Below are 18,182 nucleotides of genomic sequence, written 5' to 3'. Positions count from 1 at the left end.
GTGTGAGAGTGCTCGTACTCGTCGCTCCCGGCCAGGGCGCCCAGACGCCCGGCTTCCTGACTCCCTGGCTCGAACTCCCCGGCGCCGCCGACCGTATCGCCGCCTGGTCGGACGCCATCGGGCTCGACCTCGCCCACTACGGCACGGAGGCCGACGCCGACGCCATCAGGGACACCGCCGTGGCCCAGCCGCTGCTGGTCGCCGCCGGTCTGCTGTCCGCCGCGGCACTCGGTGACATCGTTCCCGGGGCGGTCGCCGGCCACAGTGTCGGTGAGATCACCGCCGCCGTCTTCGCGGGCGTCCTCGAGGACGCGGCCGCTCTGACGCTCGTCCGCCGGCGCGGGCTGGCCATGGCCGACGCCGCCGCCATCACGCCCACGGGCATGTCGGCGCTGCTCGGCGGCGAGCCGACGACGACGATCCCGCATCTGGAGAGGCTCGGTCTGACCCCGGCCAATGTGAACGGCGCAGGGCAGATCGTCGCCGCCGGCACCCTGGAGCAGCTCGCCGCCCTCGAGGCCGACAAGCCCGAGGGAGTGCGCCGTGTCGTCCCGCTGAAGGTCGCGGGCGCTTTCCACACCCACCACATGGCCCCCGCGGTCGACGCCCTGGCGCACGCCGCCGAGGCGCTGGCGCCCGCGGAGCCGAAGGTCACCTACGTCTCGAACAAGGACGGGCAGGCCGTCGAGACCGGCCCCGAGGTGCTCCAGCGCCTGGTCGGCCAGGTCGCCAACCCGGTCCGCTGGGACCTGTGCATGGAGACCTTCGAGAAGCTGGGCACGACCGCGCTGATCGAGGTGTGCCCCGGCGGCACCCTGACCGGCCTTGCGAAGCGAGCGCTGCCCGGCGTCACGACGCTGGCCCTGAAGACCCCCGACGACCTCGACGCGGCTCGCGAGCTCATCGCCGAGCACAGCGCCTGATCAGGAGACCCGTGAGCATGTCGAAGATCAAGGCACCGAAGGGCGCTCCCTACGCGCGCATCCTCGGCGTCGGCGGCTACCGCCCCGTCCGGGTGGTCCCCAACGAGGTGATCCTGGAGAAGATCGACTCCTCCGACGAGTGGATCCGCTCGCGTTCCGGCATCGAGACCCGGCACTGGGCGAACGACGAGGAGACCGTCGCCGCGATGTCCATCGAGGCGTCCGGCAAGGCGATCGCCGACGCCGGGATCGACGCCGAGCAGATCGGCGCGGTCGTCGTCTCCACCGTCTCGCACTTCAGCCAGACCCCGGCCATCGCCACCGAGATCGCCGACAAGCTCGGTACGAACAAGGCCGCCGCGTTCGACATCTCGGCCGGCTGCGCGGGCTTCGGCTACGGCCTCACGCTCGCCAAGGGCATGATCGTCGAGGGGTCCGCGCAGTACGTCCTCGTCATCGGCGTGGAGCGCCTCTCGGACCTGACCGACCTGGAGGACCGGGCCACCGCCTTCCTGTTCGGCGACGGTGCGGGCGCGGTCGTCGTGGGCCCCGCCGAAGAGCCGCACATCGGCCCGACGGTGTGGGGTTCGGAGGGCGACAAGTCCGAGACGATCAAGCAGACGGTGCCCTGGAACGAGTTCCACGCCCGGATCGGCTCGATCGGCGGGACCTCCACGGCCGACGTCTCCGGGCTCCCGGTGGACAGCGAGGGCAACGTCAAGTTCCCCGCGATCACCCAGGAGGGTCAGGCGGTGTTCCGCTGGGCCGTGTTCGAGATGGCGAAGGTCGCCCAGCAGGCGCTGGACGCGGCCGGGATCAGCGCGGACGACCTGGACGTCTTCATCCCGCATCAGGCGAACGTGCGGATCATCGACTCGATGGTGAAGACTCTCAAACTGCCGGAGCACGTCATGGTCGCCCGCGACGTGCGCACCACCGGCAACACCTCGGCCGCCTCGATCCCGCTCGCGATGGAGCGGCTCCTGGCGACCGGCGAGGCGAAGAGCGGCGACACCGCGCTCGTCATCGGCTTCGGGGCGGGTCTCGTGTACGCCGCGACGGTCGTTACCCTCCCCTAGGCACTCCGTGCCGGATCAAGCGGTCCGACACGGGAACTGCAAGCACCTGCCGCTGACGCGGTGGGCGCCACACCCTCTGGATACATACGAAGGAGCGCCTGACATGGCCGCCACTCAGGAAGAGATCGTCGCCGGTCTCGCCGAGATCGTGAACGAGATCGCCGGGATCCCCACCGAGGACGTCCAGCTGGACAAGTCCTTCACCGACGACCTGGATGTCGACTCGCTGTCCATGGTCGAGGTCGTCGTCGCCGCCGAGGAGCGCTTCGACGTGAAGATCCCCGACGACGACGTCAAGAACCTCAAGACCGTCGGTGACGCCGCCGAGTACATCCTCAAGCACCAGGTCTGATCAACCGATCAACCTGGGCAGACTGCCCAACGCCGGGCCGGTGGCCCGGCCTTCGGGCCGTCGCCCCGCCACCCGGCGGTGGCGCCGCTGAATCCTCGCATCCGTTGGAGAAAGAATTCCCGTGAGCTCGACCAATCGCACCGTGGTCGTCACCGGTATCGGCGCAACCACACCGCTGGGTGGCGACGCGGCCTCTACCTGGGAGGGCCTCGTCGCCGGCAAGTCCGGTGTCGGCCCCCTCGAGCAGGAGTGGGCCGCCGAGCAGGCGGTCCGCATCGCCGCGCAGATCGCCGTGGAGCCGTCCGAGGTCATCCCGCGGCCCCAGGCCCGACGCCTTGACCGCTCCGCGCAGTTCGCGCTGATCGCGGCCAAGGAGGCCTGGGCGGACGCCGGTTTCACCGACAAGGCGGGTGAGGACTCGAGCGTCGACCCCGACCGTCTCGGTGCCGTCATCGCCTCCGGCATCGGCGGTGTCACCACGCTGCTCGACCAGTACGACGTACTGAGGGAGAAGGGCGTCCGCCGGGTCTCCCCGCACACCGTGCCGATGCTGATGCCGAACGGCCCGTCCGCGAACGTGGGTCTGGCCGTGGGCGCCCGTGCCGGTGTGCACACCCCGGTGTCCGCGTGCGCGTCGGGCGCCGAGGCCATCGGCTACGCCATCGAGATGATCCGCACCGGCCGCGCCGACGTCGTCGTCGCCGGCGGTACGGAGGCCGCGATCCACCCGTTGCCGATCGCCGCGTTCGGCAACATGATGGCGATGTCCAAGAACAACGACGACCCGCAGGGCGCCTCGCGTCCCTACGACACCGACCGGGACGGCTTCGTCCTCGGCGAGGGTGCGGGCGTCCTGGTCCTGGAGTCCGCCGACCACGCCGCCAAGCGCGGTGCCCGTGTCTACGCGGAGGCGGTCGGCCAGGGTATCTCCGCCGACAGCCACGACATCGTGCAGCCCGAGCCCGAGGGCCGCGGCATCTCGTACGCCCTGCAGAACCTGCTCGACAACACCGACCTGAACCCGGCCGAGGTCATGCACGTCAACGCGCACGCCACCTCGACGCCGGCCGGTGACGTGGCCGAGCTGAAGGCGCTGCGCAAGGTCTTCGGCGACGACGCGGACCACATCGCGGTGTCCGCGACCAAGTCGATGACCGGTCATCTGCTCGGTGGCGCGGGCGGAGTGGAGTCGGTGGCGACCGTCCTCGCGCTGTACCACCGCGTCGCCCCGCCGACGATCAACATCGAGAACATCGACCCCGAGGCGGAGGCCAACGCCGACGTCGTCCGCGGCGAGGCCCGCAAGCTGCCGGTGGAGGGCCGGATCGCCGCGCTGAACGACTCGTTCGGCTTCGGCGGCCACAACGTCGTCCTGGCGTTCCGCACGGTCTGACGCGCACCGTCCCCGTCACGTATGAAGGGCCCCCGCCGCTCGGCGGGGGCCCTTCGGCTGTCGTCGCGTGCCGTTCAGCCGTCGTCAGGTGCTCTTCAGACGACCTGGTGCAGCCACCGCACCGGGGCGCCTTCACCCGCGTAGCGGAACGGCTCCAGCTCGTCGTCCCAGGGCTTGCCGAGCAGTCTGGCGAGTTCGGCCTCGAGGTCCGTCTCGCCGCGCTGGGAGCGCACCAGTGCGGCGCGCAGCCGGTCCTCGGGGATCAGGATGTCGCCGTGGATGCCGGTGACGGCGTGGAAGATACCGAGGTCAGGGGTGCAGCTGTAGCGCTCGCCCTCGGCGGTCGGGCACGGTTCCGCGGTCACCTCGAAGCGCAGCAACTGCCAGCCGCGCAGGGCGGAGGCAAGCTTGGAGGCGGTGCCGGGCTCGCCCTGCCAGGAGAACTCGGATCTCCAGGTGCCGGGAGCCGCGGGCTGCCGGATCCAGTCGAGGTTGACGCGCGTGCCCAGCACGCCCGCGACCGCCCACTCGACGTGCGGGCACAGTGCGCGTGGCGCGGAGTGTACGTACAGGACTCCACGTGTCGTCACCTGAACCTCCGGGCAGACCGCGACATCTTGTAACTTTACGGAACGTGCGTGGCAGAGCGGCCACGGGGCGAGGCTACCGTGCTGCGGCGCAAGGAGTGTGACGTACCGTCGGTCCGGACGGCCGTAAACTCCGATGTTTCACCCAAGGGGACGCGCGACTGACCCAGCGTGTCCGAAGCGCTGCCGAACTAAGGCGTCCATGGACCGCCGGGCCATGGACAACGAACGAGGGGACCAGGATGCGGAAGCGAAGCCACCGCCCACGGACCGTGGTGGCGGTCACGGCGGCGGCTCTTCTCGTGCTCGCCGGGTGCGACGCCTCAGGGGGCGACGGCACCGCTTCGCAGACGACCACCGAGCAGTCGCGGCCGTCCCCGAGGCCGGCGCAGCTCTGGAACCGCTCCCCGGGCTCGATCGCCGCCGTCGGCGACTCCATCACCCGCGGCTTCGACGCGTGCAACGTGCTGTCCGACTGCCCCGAGGTCTCGTGGGCGACGGGCAGCGACGCCGGCGTCGGCAGCCTCGCGGTACGGCTGCTCGGGGCGACCGGGGCCGCCCTCAAGAGCTGGAACTACGCCGTGACCGGGGCCCGGATGTCCGATCTGGCCGGGCAGATGGTGCAGGCCGCGCGGCGGAAACCGGAGCTGGTGACCGTGATGGTCGGCGCCAACGACGCTTGTCGGCCCTCCCCCTCCGCGATGACCTCGGTCGCCGACTTCCGCGCCCAGTTCGAGGAGGCGATGGCGGCACTGCGTGACGAGCAGCCCAAGGCGCAGGTCTACGTCTCCAGCGTGCCGAACCTGAAGCGGCTGTGGTCGCAGGGCCGCACCAGCCCGATCGGCAAGGAGGTGTGGAAGCTGGGGATCTGCCCGTCGATGCTCGGCAACGCGGACGCGCTGGACGAGGCGGCGACGAAGCGGCGCGACAAGGTGCAGGCCCGCGTGGAGGCGTACAACAAGGTCCTGAAAGAGGTGTGCGCGCGGGACCGGAGGTGCCGCTTCGACGGCAACGCGGTCTTCGACTACCGCTTCGGCACCGACCAGCTCAGCCAATGGGACTGGTTCCACCCGAGCAGGAACGGTCAGGCACGGCTCGCGGAGATCGCCTACCGCACCGTCACGGCGAAGGACCCCGTGACCTAGTGTTTCCCACATGAGCGAACTTTTCGGCACACTTCCCGACGGCACCCCGGTACGCCGCTGGACGCTCGAGCGGGACGGGGTGCGCGTGCGGGTCCTGTCGTACGGCGGGATCGTGCAGTCGGTGGAGATCCCCGACCGGGACGGACGCCGGGCGGACGTGGTGCTGGGCTTCCCCGGGCTGAACGGCTATCTGGAGCATCCGGAGCCGTATCTCGGTGCGCTGGTGGGCCGGTACGCCAACCGCATCGGGGGTGCCCGCTTCCCGCTGGGCGGCCGGAGCTACGCACTCGAGCCGAACGACGGGCCGAACTCGCTGCACGGCGGTGCGCGCGGATTCGACAAGCGCGTGTGGGACATGGAGCCGGTCGAGCACGGCGTACGGCTGTCCCGGGTGAGCCCGCACGGCGAAGAGGGCTTCCCCGGCCGGCTGGAGGTCTCGGCGACCTGCACCCTCGATGCGCGGGGCGCGCTGCGGATCGCCTACGAGGCGGTCACGGACGCGACGACCGTCGTCAACCTCACCAACCACTCCTACTGGAACCTGTCCGGTTCGGGGCATGCGGGCGGGCACGAACTGCGCATCGCCGCATCCCGGATCACCCCGGTGGACGGGGACCTGATCCCGGCGGGCGAACCGGCGGACGTGACGGGCACCCGCTTCGACTTCCGCACGGCGCGGAAGACCGGCGTGGGCTACGACCACAACTTCGTGCTCGACAAGGGCGTGACCGCGACCCCGGAAGAGGTCGCCGAACTGCACGATCCGGCATCCGGGCGGGTACTCACCGTGGCCACGACCGAGCCCGGGCTCCAGCTCTACACCGCGGACCACCTCGGTGCCCCGTTCGCCCCCGGCGACGGGATCGCGCTGGAGACGCAGCACTTCCCGGACTCCCCGAACCGGCCGGACTTCCCGAGCACCGTCCTGCGACCGGGTGAGGTGTACCGCTCGGAGACGGTGTACGCCTTCGGGGTAAGGGCCTAGCCGCTCCCGCCGCGCGGCACCGGCCCCGCAACGCCCCGAGCCCCGGTCCAGGGGTCAGGTCCCGGACCGGGGCTGCTCGCGGGGAGGCCTGCCCCGGATCAGACGTTAATCCCCGTCGTGCGCCGGTGGTCCGCGATCGAGCGCCGGGCCTGGATCTCGTACGAACCCTTCACAAACGACCAGGCGTTCGAGTTCACACCCCGGACCTCGCACCCGCATGGCGTACCGGTAGCCGCCTGTGGAGCGACAGATCTCGTGGTCCTGCCGCGACATGCGGGCGATACGCATGTCGTACCGCGACGCCATGACGGCCAGGTCCAGGAGGGAGGAACGGCGCGCGGAGATCGTGCGTGCGGCCTTGGAAGTGATCGCCGAGCGCGGCTACCGCGGAGCGAGCATGGCGGCGGTCGCCGAGCGGGTGGGCCTGACCCAGCAGGGGCTGCTGCACTACTTCCCGACGAAGGACGCGCTGCTGGTCACGGTGCTCAAGGAGCGGGACCAGTGGGACGCGGTACCCGACGGCCGGTGGCGTCCGGACCTGCTCGCCGCGCTCATCGAGTACAACGCGATGCGGCGCGGAATCGTGCAGACGTTCGCGGCGCTGCTCGGCGAAAGCGTCACGGAGGGGCACCCGGCGCGTGGGTACTTCACCGAGCGGTACCGCGGCGTGCGCACGAGCATGGCGGCGATGCTGCGCGCCGAGTACGGGGAGCGGCTGCCGAGCGGCCTGACACCCGAGCGCGCCGCCCCGTTGCTGGTGGCCGTGATGGACGGACTGCAGTACCAGTGGCTGCTCGATCCGGACTCGGTGGACATGCCGGGAGCGTTCCGGGACTTCCTGGTCCTGCTGGGCGAGGCGGCACCGGAACCGACGGGCGGACGCTGAACGGCCGTGAACCCCGGCGCACCCGTGGTCGCGGACGCGCCGGCTTCGACGAGGAAGAGCACGCCCGGGTTCGCGCTTTCCTTCGCTGCGGACTCACCTGCCGGCGGGCACCGCCGCCACCACTTCCACCTCGATCAGCGCCTCGGGGCGGAACAGCCGGGTCGCCTCGAAGGTCATGCTGGTGGGCGGGGTTCCGGTGAGGAACTCGCGTCGTACGGAGCCGTATTCGTCGAGCCTGGAGATGTCCGTCAGGTAGGTGCGGATGCTGACGATGTCCGACAGGGCCGCCCCGTGCGCCGTGAGCAGCGCGTCGATCGTCTCGAAGACGCCCCGGCTCTGCTCGGCGAGGGTCGCGCCCTCGGCGATCTGTCCGGACAGGAACAGCAGCGCGCTGCCGTCGGCGAACCCGACGCGCGCGACCTGGGAGTAGTACGGGCTCAGCGGCTGGGGTGCGGAGGCGGGGTTGTCCAGGGTGATCTCCATGCCGTCGACGCTATGGCCGGGCATGGGATGCAACAAGCGAATGTCTAGCATGGCTGCCATGCTTCTCCCGCATGACGAGAACCTGTCCGGCGTCCCCGGTCTGACCACCGTCTGGTTGCGGGTCTTCCTCGAGGTCGCACGGCAGGGCTCGTTCACGGTGGCGGCGCGGCGGCTCGGCTGGACCCAGTCCGCGGTCTCCCGGCAGATCTCGGCGCTGGAGTCGGCACTGGGCGGGACCCCGCTATTCGACCGGCTGCCGCGAGGGGTGCGGCTCACGGAGGCCGGGCTGGTGCTCGTACCGCACGCCGAGACGGTGGTGGAGCGGCTGCACGACGCGGCCCGCGACCTGGCCGCGCTGCGTGAGGCGACCGGGGGCCGGCTGCGGATCGGTGTCTTCCCCACGGCGGACGCGGCGCTCGTGCCCCAGGCCATCGCCGCGTTCGCCGCCCGCCATCCCGGGGTCCGCCTCACCCGCGAGGAGGGCCTGACCCCGGGACTCCTCGACGGGCTGGCCGCGAGCCGTCTCGACCTGGCGGTGGTCTCCACGACCGGCACGGCTCCCCTGGCGGACTTCACACTCCATCACCTCCTTGACGAGACCCTGTACGTCGCCGTGTCCGCGGGCCACCCGCTCGCCGACGGCGGCCCGGTGCGACTGCTCCAACTCGCCGACGCCGACTGGATATCCGGTACCCCACGCCCCGAGGGCTCCCTCCTCGACGCGGCCCTGCGCCACGGCTTCCGGCCTCGCATCGCGCACGTCGTGGCCGAGTGGACAGCCAAGCTCGGGTACGTCGCGGCCGGTCTCGGCGTGGCCCTGGTCCCGGCCCTGGCGGCGGACTCGGTGCGCCCGGACGTCGTACTGCTCCCGGTCCTGGACGAGGCGGCGCCGGCGCGCGCGGTGTACGCGGCGACGGCCCGGGGGCGGTCCCTGACCCCCGCCGCGGAGGCGTTCGTGAAAGCGCTCCGCGAGGCGGCGGCGCGACTGCCCGTCTGAGTCCCGCACCGTGGCACGCACCACGGCCGCCACGCGATACTGCGCCCGTCCGGCACCACGCACCCCACTGCGACGGAAGGACCTGAACTCCCTTGACTTCCCTACGTGTGCGGAGCGGCGTCCTGGGACTGGCCCTGCTCGCGGGGCTCACGGCCCCGCAGACGGCGACCGCCGAACCCGCCGCCACCACGACCGCCGAGGAGCAGCGGCTCGACCGGGCCGTCCCGCAGGAGATCCTGAAGCGCTCCGGATTCGACTCCATGGCCCCGGAGTTGGCGCGGGCGCTGGCGAAGACCCACTCCTACACACAGGCCGAGCGGGTCGTCGCCCGGCAGGGGTCTTCGCTGTGGCGGCGGGCCGTCGACCGGGCACAGGGCCGGGGCGCGACCGGCGGCGACCTCAGCAGGGACGACGATCGGCCGCTGTACTGGGCGCGGTTGGGGATGACCCGTGAAGTGCGGACCTGGGAGCCGCGGTTCGGTCTCACCGGCACCCAGCGGGAACGGCTCCTGTCCGAGCTGGAGGTGACCTCGCGCGGCCAGGACACCGTGCGCTACCCGCACGGCAAGGGTGTGCAGCGGATCCTGCTGACCGGGTTCGACCCGTTCACGCTGGACCGGGACATCCGGATCTCCAACCCCTCCGGGGCCACCGCGCTCGCCCTGGACGGCACCACGATCGAGACGGCCCACGGCCCGGCGCGCATCGAGACCGTGGTGTTCCCGGTGCGCTGGAAGGACTTCACCGACGGTGTGGTCGAGCGGACGCTGCGGCCGTACCTGCCGAAGGCCGACCTGTTCACCACCGTGAGCCAGGGCAGGATCGGCCGCTTCGACATCGAGCGCACCAACGGGGCCTGGCGGGGCGGCTTCCCCGACAACGACACCATCGGCCGGACGGAGACCGTCCCGGTCGCGGACCCCGCCACGCAGCCGCAGTGGACGTCGACCACCCTCCCGTACCGGGCGATCGTCGCCGCGGACACCGGGCGCTTCCCCGTGTACGACCACACCGAGGTGACCGAGATCCCGGCGGGCGGCACGGCTCCCGTCGTACGGACGGACCGACGGCCGGCTCGGTGGCCCGGGCCGGGGGCGGCGGCGACTACCTCTCGAACGAGATCGCCTACCGGGCGACGCTGCTGCGGGACCGGCTCGGGCTGCACGACACGCTGCCGGGCGGGCATGTCCACACCCCGGTCCTGCAGTTCGGGACGGGCAACACGGACCCGGCGACCGGCACGGTCACCGACCCCGAGTTCGTACGCAACCGGCTCGCCATCATCGCCCAGGTGAGGTCCATCGTGACGGTGGCCGCGGACACCGCGTTCGGCGTCAGGCGCGGCTGACCTGCTCACCCTTGGGGTCCTCCGCCCCGGCCGACTCCTCGCCCAGCAGGTCGCGGGCCAGCAGCGTGGCGCCCGCGACCGCGCCCGGCATCAGGAAGACCGCGACGAGGGGGACGAGGAAGGCCAGGCCGAGGGGCGTGCCGAAGCCCCAGACGAGCAGCTTGCGCGAGCGCAGCAGGGTGAGGCGCTCGCGGAGTTCCACGCCGCGGCGCTGGAGGGCGACGGCGGTGAGTTCCTCGGTGAGGAAGAAGCCGGTGACGAAGAAGCCGGCCACGGGGACGACGGTCTGCCCGACGATCGGGAGGAAGCCGAGGGCGAACAGGAGGACGCCCCAGAGCGCCGCGCGGACGAGGATGCGGAGGCTGTCGCGCGTCGAGATCCACAGTTCGCGGTGGAGGGGCAGGCCCGACTGCGGGGCGGTGCCGTCCGGGGAGACATCGCGGTCGACCCGCTCCGAGAGGCTCTCGTAGAAGGGCTGCCCGACGAGAAGGGTGACCGCCGTGAAGGTGAGCACGGCGAGGAGGAGGGCGAGGGCGAACAGGACGGCCGTGAGGAAGCCCCGGAAGAGGCCGAGCCAGGGGCTCGGCCAGGTGTCGGCGAACGGTGTGGCCCAGGTGACGGCGTCATCGCCCCACAGGGCCAGGGCGACGAGTATCGCCGTGTACAGCACCAGGGTTATCAGCCCCGGCAGGAGGCCGAAGCCGTACTGCCTGCCGTGCCGGGCCACCCATCGCTGGCCCTTCAGGAGATGAACGAATCCCGCCCCGAGATCATGCATGGGGGAGACTTTACCCACGCGGCCGGGCACCGAGGAGCGTGCCCGCGGCGAGGCCGGCCGCCGCGGGCAACTGCGGGCTGCTGTCAGAGCTTGACGATCATCTTTCCGATGTTGTCGCCGCGCAGCACGCCGAAGAACGCCTCCAGGTTGTTCTCGATGCCCTCGACCACGGTCTCGCGGTACTTGAGGTCGCCGGAGCGGACCCAGGGACCGACCTCCTGGACGAACTGCGGCTGCAGGTCGTAGTGGTCGCCGACGAGGAAGCCCTCGATACGGCCACGGGTCTGGATGAGGCGGACGAGGTTCTTCGGGCCGGGCGCGGGCTCGGTGTCGTTGTAGACGGAGATCATGCCGCAGACGGCGATCCGGCCGCCCTGGTTGAGGGACCCGATGGCGGCCTCCAGGTGCTCTCCGCCGACGTTGTCGAAGTACACGTCCACGCCGTCCGGAGCGGCCTCGCGCAGCTGGCGGCTCACCGGACCGTTCTTGTAGTTGAAGGCGGCGTCGAAGCCGTACTCCTCCAGCAGGAGCTTGACCTTCTCGTCGGAGCCCGCGGAACCGATGACCCGGGAGGCGCCCTTGAGCTTGGCGATCTGGCCCACCTGGCTGCCGACCGCACCGGCGGCACCCGACACGAAGACGGAGTCGCCCTCCTTGAAGGAGGCGGTGCGCAGCAGACCGGCGTAGGCGGTCAGGCCGGTCATGCCCAGCACGCCGAGGTAGGTGGAGAGCGGAGCGGCCTCGGGGTCGACCTTGACGGCCTGCTTGCCGTCCACCACCGCGTACTCGCGCCAGGCCAGGAAGTGCAGGAGGTGGTCGCCGGCCTCGATCCCCTCGACGTTGGAGGCGATGACCTCGCCGACCGCGCCGCCCTGCATCGGCCGGCCCAGCTCGTAGGGGGCCGCGTACGACTTGGCGGCGCTCATGCGGCCGCGCATGTAGGGGTCGACGGAGACGTACTTGTTCCGTACGAGCACCTGGCCCTCGCCCGGCTGCGGGATCTCCGCCTCGACCAGGGCGAAGTCCTCGGGCTTGGGCCAGCCGACCGGGCGGCTGACCAGGTGCCATTCGCGGCTGACGGAGGGGAGGGTGGGGGAATCGGTCATGGCGCCTTTCCTCACGGCTGCGGCTTTGAGTACTTCACTACCTGAAACAACCATGCGCCTGAATATTTCATGCTGTCAAGTAACAGGGTAGCCTGGATGCCATGGCCACCCAGAAGACATCCCGCATAGACCCCCTGACCCTGGAGGTCGTGGAGCTCATCGGCACGGTCGTGGCCCGCTACCACGAAGAGTACGAGGAGGCCGCTGCCGAGCACGCGCTGACCGGGGCGCAGGCGCGACTGCTCGGCCTGCTCTCGCTCGAACCGCTGCCGATGCGGCGGCTGGCGCAGAAGCTGAAGTGCGAGCCGTCCAACGTCACCGGGATCGTGGACCGGCTGGAGGCGCGGGGTCTGGTGGAGCGCCACCCGGACCCGGCCGACCGCCGTGTGAAGCTCGCGGTGGCCACGGAGGAGGGCCGCCGAGTCGCGCGCGGCCTGCGCGACTCCCTCGACTTCGCCCGCGAGCCGCTGGCGGGACTGTCCGACGCCGAACGGCTGTCCCTGCGGGACCTGCTCCGCCGGATGCTGGGGGCGTAGGGCACCGCGCGGTCACCCGCCGCGGCCGCCCAACGTGCCGGCTCAGGCGCCCCCGGAAGCCGGGCGCCGGGGACGGCCCGGCGGTCCGGAAGTCGAGCGGCGCCTCCGTTCGACCCGCGGACCGCTCAGGTGCACCACCACAGGAAACGGTTGCAGGTTTTCGTCGGCGACGGTCGCGGAGTCGGGCTGGCCGAGGGCGGCTTCGTCGCCGGAGCGCTGCTCGGCGTGGACGACGGCGTCGGCTGGGGGGCCTGGACCGTGCGGGTCGGGAGGACCGTCGCGGTCGGCGACGGTGTCTCCTTGTCGGCCTTCTTCTTGTCCTTGGCGGACTCCGACGCCGACGGAGACGCGGAGGTCGATGCGGAGATCGAGGTCCCACCGGCGGCACCGCTGCCATCGGGCATCGCGGTGCTCTCCTTCACGGAGGCGCCGCCGTCCGCCGTCGCGTCCCCGGCGGCCGCGGTCTTCGGATTGGTCCCGGGCGCCTCTATGCCGAGTTCGGCCAAACTCAGGGCACCCGCCGCCAGCAGCAGCCCGGCGCCCACGAACAGCACCCGCCTGCGCCGCCGGCGATGGGCCGCGGCCTTGCGGTCGCGACGCCCGGCCCGTCCCTCGGGAGCGCCGTCACCGTCGCCCGAGGCGACGCGCGCCTTCGACCGCCGCCGGCCCTGCGACCGCCCGGGCCGCGCGGGTTCGTCCTCGTACGGCACCTCGGGTTCCTCGGAACCGTCCGTGCCGTCGTATCCCTCGTAACCGTCGCCGGCGGGGTGTTTGCCCTCCTCCTCCGCGGCGGCGTACGCGTGCAGTTCTTCGACAGGTGTGCCGCACCCCGGGCAGGCGAGGGCGCCGTTGAGGTGCCTTCGGCACGGGTGGCAATAGTCCATGACGCGGGAAGACTAAATTCCGCACGGGTAACGTTCCTAGGGGCAGCTGTGAAAGTTGTGTGCTGAACCACCCTGAACGGTGTGGCGAGTTGAACACGGAGCGCTACGGCGTTCCCGGATCGCTTGCCGAAACCGTTATGCGTACGCCCCATTGACACCCCCGCCGCCCCCTCCTTACTGTCACGCCAGCATTTCGAACGCGTGACGAAATTTCGAACACGCCAGTCTGAGCCGACGAGGCACCGTCCGAGCAGCGAGGGGCAACTGCCGTGCGCATCACCGGAATCAGCACACACGTGGTCGGGACGCCATGGCGCAACCTGACCTACGTCCAGGTGCACACCGACGAGGGCGTCACCGGAGTCGGAGAGACCCGGATGCTCGGCCACACGGACGCGCTGATCGGCTATCTGCGCGAGGCGGAGACCAACCACATTCTCGGTTCCGACCCGTTCGCGGTGGAAGAGCTGGTCCGCCGGATGAAGTACGGCGACTACGGCCGGGCGGGCGAGATCGTGATGTCGGGCATCGCAGTCGTCGAGATGGCCTGCTGGGACATCAAGGGCAAGGCACTCGGCGTCCCCGTCTGGCAGCTCCTCGGCGGAAAGGTCACCGACCGGGTCAAGGCCTACGCCAACGGGTGGTACACGACGGAACGGACACCCGAGGCGTACCACAAGGCCGCCCAGGAGGTCGTCGCCCGCGGCTACCGGGCCCTGAAGATAGACCCGTTCGGCACCGGCCACTTCGAGCTCGACCACGAACAGACCCTCTACTCCGTCTCCCTCATCGAGGCCGTCCGCGACGCCATCGGCCCGGAGACCGAGCTGATGCTGGAGATGCACGGCCGCTTCTCCCCGGCCACGGCCGTCCGGCTCGCCCGCGAGCTCGCGCCGTTCAAGCCGGCCTGGCTGGAGGAGCCGGTGCCTCCCGAGAACCTCAAGGCGCTGGAGAAGGTCGCCGCGAAGGTCGACATCCCGGTCGCCACCGGCGAACGCATCCACGACCGCATCGAGTTCCGCGAGCTGTTCGAGAACCAGGCCGCCGACATCCTCCAGCCGGACGTCGGCCACATCGGCGGCATCTGGGAGACCCGGAAGCTGGCCGCCACGGCCGAGACCCACTACATGCTGGTGGCCCCGCACAACGTGGGCGGCTCCGTGCTCACCGCCGCCTCCCTCCAGGTCGGCTTCACCTCCCCGAACTTCAAGATTCTCGAGCACTTCAACGACTTCGCGGACGCGGAGATCAAGAAGGTGGTCAAGGGCGCGCCCGAGGTCGTCGACGGCTACTTCCACCTTTCCGACGCCCCAGGGCTCGGTGTGGAGCTGGACACCGACGCAGCGGCCGAGTTCCCGCAGCAGCAGGCCCGGTTCGACCTGTGGGCCGAGGGCTGGGAGCAGCGCAAGCCGAAGGGGACGCAGTGAGCACCGAGGTCGTCGTCGAGGCGCCGGGCGTGCACCGTCTGGCCCGCCACGAACCGGTGGCGCCGGGCCCCGGAGAGGCACTCGTACGGGTGCACGCCGTCGGCATCTGCGGCAGCGACCGCGAGGTCTTCCAGGGCAACCGGCCCGAGGGCTACGTCCGTTATCCCCTCGTGCCCGGTCACGAGTGGTCCGGCACCGTCGAAGCGGTCGGCGCCGGAGTGCCCGAGGCACTCGTGGGCCGCGCAACCGTCGGGGAGGGCTTCCGCAACTGCCAGGTGTGCGACCGCTGTCACGCGGGCGAGACGACCCTGTGCACATCGGGGTACGAGGAGACGGGCTTCACCCAGCCGGGCGCGATGGCCGCCACCCTCACACTCCCTGCCCGTCTGCTGCACGTCCTCCCCGAGGACGCCGACCTGACGGCGGCGGCCCTGCTGGAGCCCGCCGCCTGTATCGCGGCCGCCGCGCTGAAGGCGAACGCCCGGCCCGGCGAGCGCGTCGCCGTGGTGGGCACCGGCACGCTCGGCATGTTCGCCGTGCAGTTCCTCAAGGCCCTCTCCCCGGCCGAGCTGCTGGTGGTCGGCACCCGCGACGACCGCGAGGCACTGTCCCGGCAGTTCGGCGCCACCGACTTCCGCACCCGGGACCAACACCTCCCGGCCGGCTTCGACGTCGTCATCGAGACCGCCGGGTCCGTTTCCGCCGCGCGCACCGCAGCGGCCCTGCCCAGGCGCGGCGGACGCCTCGTCCTCACCGGCATCCCGGCACCCGGCGCCGAGGGCCTCGACCCCACCGATCTCGTCGTACGGCAACTGGAGGTGCACACCGTTTTCGGGGCGCCGCCGGACGCCTGGGCGCACACGGTCCGGGTCTTCGGCGCCGGGCTGCTCGATCCGCTGCCCCTGATCACACACGAACTGCCGCTCGACGGGTTCCCGCAGGCCATGGAACTGTTGGGGTCCGGCGATCCGAAGGTCGGCAAGGTCCTGCTGCGTCCCTGACACTCCCGGACCGTACGCCGGCACGGAATCACCCGACGAGTTCCGTGCCGGCGTACCACCCGGCCTCTCCACGCCCCACAACACGAACGTTGTCCGAAATACCGAACGTGAAGGACGCCTTGTGACCGACTCCGCTACGGCAGCCCGCAGGCCCGGTGAGCAGGTGCTCGCCGCGCTCGGCCTGGGCGCTCCCGTCCCTTCCCCCGCCGACGCCTCTCCGCACACCTTCCCCGGAGGCGGCCGCTGGCGCACCGAGATCCCCTCGTGCGAGGGACCCGAGGCGCTGGCCGTGGTCCTCAAGGAGTCCTCCCGGCTCGACGTGCCCATCCACCGCATCAGCCAGGGCAGCGGGGTGTGGATGCTGACCGACGCCGAGATCACCGAGATGGTCGAGGCGACCGGTGAGCGCGACATCGAGCTGTGCCTGTTCACGGGGCCGCGCGGGACCTGGGACATCGGCGGCTCCGTACGAACCGACTCGCGCGGGGCCGGGCTGCGCGCCCGCGGCCACGACGCCGTCGCCGGCTGTGTCGAGGACGCCGTCCGGGCCACGGAACTGGGCGTCAAGTGCCTGCTCGTCGCCGACGAGGGGGTGCTCTGGACGCTGCACCGGGCCCGCACGGCGGGGATCATCCCGGCCGACACCACCCTCAAGGTGTCCGCGCTCATCGGGCCGGTCAACCCGGCGTCGTACTCCGTCTTCGAGCACCTCGGCGCCGACTCCCTCAACGTACCGAGCGACCTGACGCTCGATCACCTCACCGAGATCCGGCGGGTCTCCGCCGCCCCCATGGACATGTACATCGAGGCCCCCGACGACCTCGGCGGCTATGTGCGGATGTACGAGGTCGCCGAGCTCATCCGGCGCGGCGCACCGCTGTATCTGAAGTTCGGTCTGTCCAAGGCCCCCGGGATCTACCCGTACGGCACCCATCTGCGGGACCTGACCCTGGACACCGCCCGGGAGCGGGTGCGGCGCGGCCGGCTCGCTCTCGACCTGCTCGCCCGGCACGGCGCGGACGGCGACATGGCGCCGCTCGGCTCCCGGCTGCCCGGCCCGCTGCACCGGTTTCCCACTGATGTCACCCCACTCAACGACGAGAAGAACGAGGACTGATCAGCCATGCGCACTCGTAGAGCCGCTCTCGCCGCGACAGCCGCAGCCGCCTCCCTCGCCCTGACCCTGTCCGCCTGCGGCCAGAACAGCGAGGGCGGCAGCAAGGAGGACAAGGGGAGCGCCAAGGGCGGCACGATCGGCATCGCGATGCCGACGAAGTCCTCCGAGCGCTGGATCTCCGACGGCAACAACGTCGTCAAGAACCTCCAGGCCAAGGGCTACAAGACCAAGCTCGTCTACGGCGAGGACGACCCGGACACCCAGGTCTCGCAGATCGAGAACCTGATCACCCAGGGCGTCAAGGGCCTGATCATCGCGGCCATCGACAACAAGTCGCTGAACAACGTGCTCCAGGAGGCCGCCGACGCCCACATCCCGGTCATCGCCTACGACCGGCTGATCCTCGGCACCAAGAACGTCGACTACTACGCCTCCTTCGACAACACCAAGGTCGGCGAACTGCAGGCGGGCTACATCGTCGACAAGCTCGGCCTGAAGGACGGCAAGGGCCCCTTCAACATCGAGCTGTTCGCCGGCTCCAACGACGACAACAACACCAAGTACTTCTTCAACGGCGCGATGAGCGTCCTGAAGCCGTACATGGACAGCACGAAGCTGGTCGTCCGCTCCGGCCAGACCGCGCTCAACAAGGTCACCACCCTGCGCTGGGACGGCGCCACCGCGCAGAAGCGCATGGACGACATCCTCACCTCCTCGTACAAGAGCCAGAAGGTCGACGCCGTCCTGTCGCCGTACGACGGCATCTCCATCGGCGTGCTGTCCTCGCTGAAGTCGGACGGCTACGGCAGCAAGAGCAAGCCGCTTCCGGTCGTCACCGGCCAGGACGCCGAGCTGGCCTCGGTGAAGTCGATCATCGCCGGTGAGCAGACGCAGACCGTCTACAAGGACACCCGCAAGCTCGCCGAGGTCGCCTCGACGATGGTCGACGACGTGCTGGCCGGCAAGAAGCCCGAGGTCAACGACTCCAAGACCTACGACAACGGCGCGAAGGTCGTCCCGTCGTACCTGCTGCAGCCGGTGAGCGTCGACAAGACCAACTACGAGGAGACCCTGGTCAAGGGCGGCTACTACACCGACGCCGAGCTCAAGTGACCCCGCGGCCGTACCCGACCCCACACTGATTGGAAGGCACGA

18 protein-coding genes and 1 pseudogene are annotated in these 18,182 nt (G+C 70.8%); 14 read left to right on the top strand and 5 right to left on the bottom strand.

Features of this window, described 5'->3' with window-relative positions:
• Positions 1 to 8 precede the first annotated feature (8 nt).
• The 4 genes from ACQEXA_RS38060 to fabF all read left to right on the top strand — a co-directional run bounded on the left by ACQEXA_RS38060 (position 9) and on the right by fabF (position 3,747).
• On the top strand, positions 9 to 923 hold the full coding sequence (locus tag ACQEXA_RS38060; RefSeq protein ID WP_432927254.1) for an ACP S-malonyltransferase: 915 nt from the start codon (positions 9 to 11) through the stop codon (positions 921 to 923).
• A gap of 17 nt (positions 924 to 940) precedes the next feature.
• Positions 941 to 2,002 (top strand): ketoacyl-ACP synthase III, encoded by a 1,062-nt coding sequence (locus ACQEXA_RS38055; protein WP_432927255.1) that lies wholly within the window; start codon positions 941 to 943, stop codon positions 2,000 to 2,002.
• Between the two features lie 103 nt (positions 2,003 to 2,105).
• Positions 2,106 to 2,354 carry an acyl carrier protein gene (locus ACQEXA_RS38050; RefSeq protein WP_432927257.1) on the top strand — a complete coding sequence of 83 codons (249 nt, stop codon included), beginning with the start codon at positions 2,106 to 2,108 and terminating at the stop codon, positions 2,352 to 2,354.
• Between the two features lie 121 nt (positions 2,355 to 2,475).
• Complete coding sequence (fabF, locus tag ACQEXA_RS38045; RefSeq protein WP_432927258.1) at positions 2,476 to 3,747, top strand: beta-ketoacyl-ACP synthase II; 1,272 nt, start codon at positions 2,476 to 2,478, stop codon at positions 3,745 to 3,747.
• Between the two features lie 95 nt (positions 3,748 to 3,842).
• Here the strand turns inward: fabF and ACQEXA_RS38040 are convergent, their stop codons facing one another.
• Positions 3,843 to 4,337, bottom strand: a complete 495-nt coding sequence (locus ACQEXA_RS38040) for a DUF3145 domain-containing protein (RefSeq protein WP_359399306.1) — start codon at positions 4,335 to 4,337, stop codon at positions 3,843 to 3,845.
• A 239-nt stretch (positions 4,338 to 4,576) separates the two neighbouring features.
• Between ACQEXA_RS38040 and ACQEXA_RS38035 the strand changes: the two genes are divergently transcribed.
• From ACQEXA_RS38035 to ACQEXA_RS38025, 3 genes are all read left to right on the top strand, one after another.
• A complete protein-coding gene (locus ACQEXA_RS38035) occupies positions 4,577 to 5,479 on the top strand; it encodes an SGNH/GDSL hydrolase family protein (RefSeq protein ID WP_432927260.1) in 903 nt (300 codons plus the stop codon).
• A gap of 10 nt (positions 5,480 to 5,489) precedes the next feature.
• Positions 5,490 to 6,464 carry an aldose epimerase family protein gene (locus ACQEXA_RS38030; protein ID WP_432927262.1) on the top strand — a complete coding sequence of 325 codons (975 nt, stop codon included), beginning with the start codon at positions 5,490 to 5,492 and terminating at the stop codon, positions 6,462 to 6,464.
• Positions 6,465 to 6,750: 286 nt separating this feature from the next.
• Positions 6,751 to 7,350 carry a TetR/AcrR family transcriptional regulator gene (locus ACQEXA_RS38025; protein ID WP_432927264.1) on the top strand — a complete coding sequence of 200 codons (600 nt, stop codon included), beginning with the start codon at positions 6,751 to 6,753 and terminating at the stop codon, positions 7,348 to 7,350.
• A gap of 93 nt (positions 7,351 to 7,443) precedes the next feature.
• On the opposite strand, the gene ACQEXA_RS38020 is transcribed toward ACQEXA_RS38025, so the two are convergent.
• Positions 7,444 to 7,833, bottom strand: coding sequence for a RidA family protein (locus ACQEXA_RS38020; protein WP_432927266.1), 390 nt, complete (start codon positions 7,831 to 7,833; stop codon positions 7,444 to 7,446).
• Positions 7,834 to 7,882: 49 nt separating this feature from the next.
• Between ACQEXA_RS38020 and ACQEXA_RS38015 the strand changes: the two genes are divergently transcribed.
• Together ACQEXA_RS38015 and ACQEXA_RS38010 are read left to right on the top strand one after the other, a co-directional pair.
• Positions 7,883 to 8,830: a LysR family transcriptional regulator gene (locus ACQEXA_RS38015; protein WP_432927268.1), complete on the top strand. Its 948-nt coding sequence runs from the start codon at positions 7,883 to 7,885 to the stop codon at positions 8,828 to 8,830.
• Between the two features lie 92 nt (positions 8,831 to 8,922).
• Positions 8,923 to 10,178: pseudogene (locus ACQEXA_RS38010) on the top strand (pyroglutamyl peptidase).
• Here ACQEXA_RS38010 and ACQEXA_RS38005 read toward each other — a convergent pair.
• Both ACQEXA_RS38005 and ACQEXA_RS38000 read right to left on the bottom strand, forming a co-directional pair.
• Positions 10,165 to 10,956: an EI24 domain-containing protein gene (locus ACQEXA_RS38005; protein ID WP_432927270.1), complete on the bottom strand. Its 792-nt coding sequence runs from the start codon at positions 10,954 to 10,956 to the stop codon at positions 10,165 to 10,167. The pseudogene ACQEXA_RS38010 and the gene ACQEXA_RS38005 overlap by 14 nt on opposite strands.
• Before the next feature lie 83 nt (positions 10,957 to 11,039).
• Positions 11,040 to 12,062 (bottom strand): NADP-dependent oxidoreductase, encoded by a 1,023-nt coding sequence (locus ACQEXA_RS38000; protein ID WP_432927271.1) that lies wholly within the window; start codon positions 12,060 to 12,062, stop codon positions 11,040 to 11,042.
• A gap of 101 nt (positions 12,063 to 12,163) precedes the next feature.
• Between ACQEXA_RS38000 and ACQEXA_RS37995 the strand changes: the two genes are divergently transcribed.
• The gene (locus ACQEXA_RS37995; RefSeq protein ID WP_360996706.1) at positions 12,164 to 12,598 is read left to right on the top strand and encodes a MarR family winged helix-turn-helix transcriptional regulator; all 435 of its coding nucleotides are present in this window, start codon (positions 12,164 to 12,166) and stop codon (positions 12,596 to 12,598) included.
• A gap of 125 nt (positions 12,599 to 12,723) precedes the next feature.
• On the opposite strand, the gene ACQEXA_RS37990 is transcribed toward ACQEXA_RS37995, so the two are convergent.
• Positions 12,724 to 13,482, bottom strand: coding sequence for an SCO2400 family protein (locus ACQEXA_RS37990; protein WP_432927273.1), 759 nt, complete (start codon positions 13,480 to 13,482; stop codon positions 12,724 to 12,726).
• 269 nt (positions 13,483 to 13,751) lie between these two features.
• Between ACQEXA_RS37990 and ACQEXA_RS37985 the strand changes: the two genes are divergently transcribed.
• From ACQEXA_RS37985 to chvE, 4 genes are all read left to right on the top strand, one after another.
• The gene (locus ACQEXA_RS37985; RefSeq protein ID WP_432927275.1) at positions 13,752 to 14,909 is read left to right on the top strand and encodes a mandelate racemase/muconate lactonizing enzyme family protein; all 1,158 of its coding nucleotides are present in this window, start codon (positions 13,752 to 13,754) and stop codon (positions 14,907 to 14,909) included.
• The gene (locus ACQEXA_RS37980) at positions 14,906 to 15,910 is read left to right on the top strand and encodes a zinc-dependent alcohol dehydrogenase (protein WP_432927277.1); all 1,005 of its coding nucleotides are present in this window, start codon (positions 14,906 to 14,908) and stop codon (positions 15,908 to 15,910) included. Before ACQEXA_RS37985 ends, ACQEXA_RS37980 begins: the two co-directional genes overlap by 4 nt.
• A gap of 121 nt (positions 15,911 to 16,031) precedes the next feature.
• Positions 16,032 to 17,027, top strand: a complete 996-nt coding sequence (locus ACQEXA_RS37975) for a hypothetical protein (RefSeq protein WP_432927279.1) — start codon at positions 16,032 to 16,034, stop codon at positions 17,025 to 17,027.
• A 6-nt stretch (positions 17,028 to 17,033) separates the two neighbouring features.
• On the top strand, positions 17,034 to 18,140 hold the full coding sequence (gene chvE, locus ACQEXA_RS37970; RefSeq protein WP_432927281.1) for a multiple monosaccharide ABC transporter substrate-binding protein: 1,107 nt from the start codon (positions 17,034 to 17,036) through the stop codon (positions 18,138 to 18,140).
• Positions 18,141 to 18,182: the final 42 nt, after the last annotated feature.

Source organism: Streptomyces sp. CA-106110 (assembly GCF_050936285.1).
Taxonomy (GTDB): Bacteria; Actinomycetota; Actinomycetes; order Streptomycetales; family Streptomycetaceae; genus Streptomyces.
The sequence above is the reverse complement of the archived record's forward strand: the minus strand, read 5'-3'. Positions and strand labels throughout refer to the sequence as shown.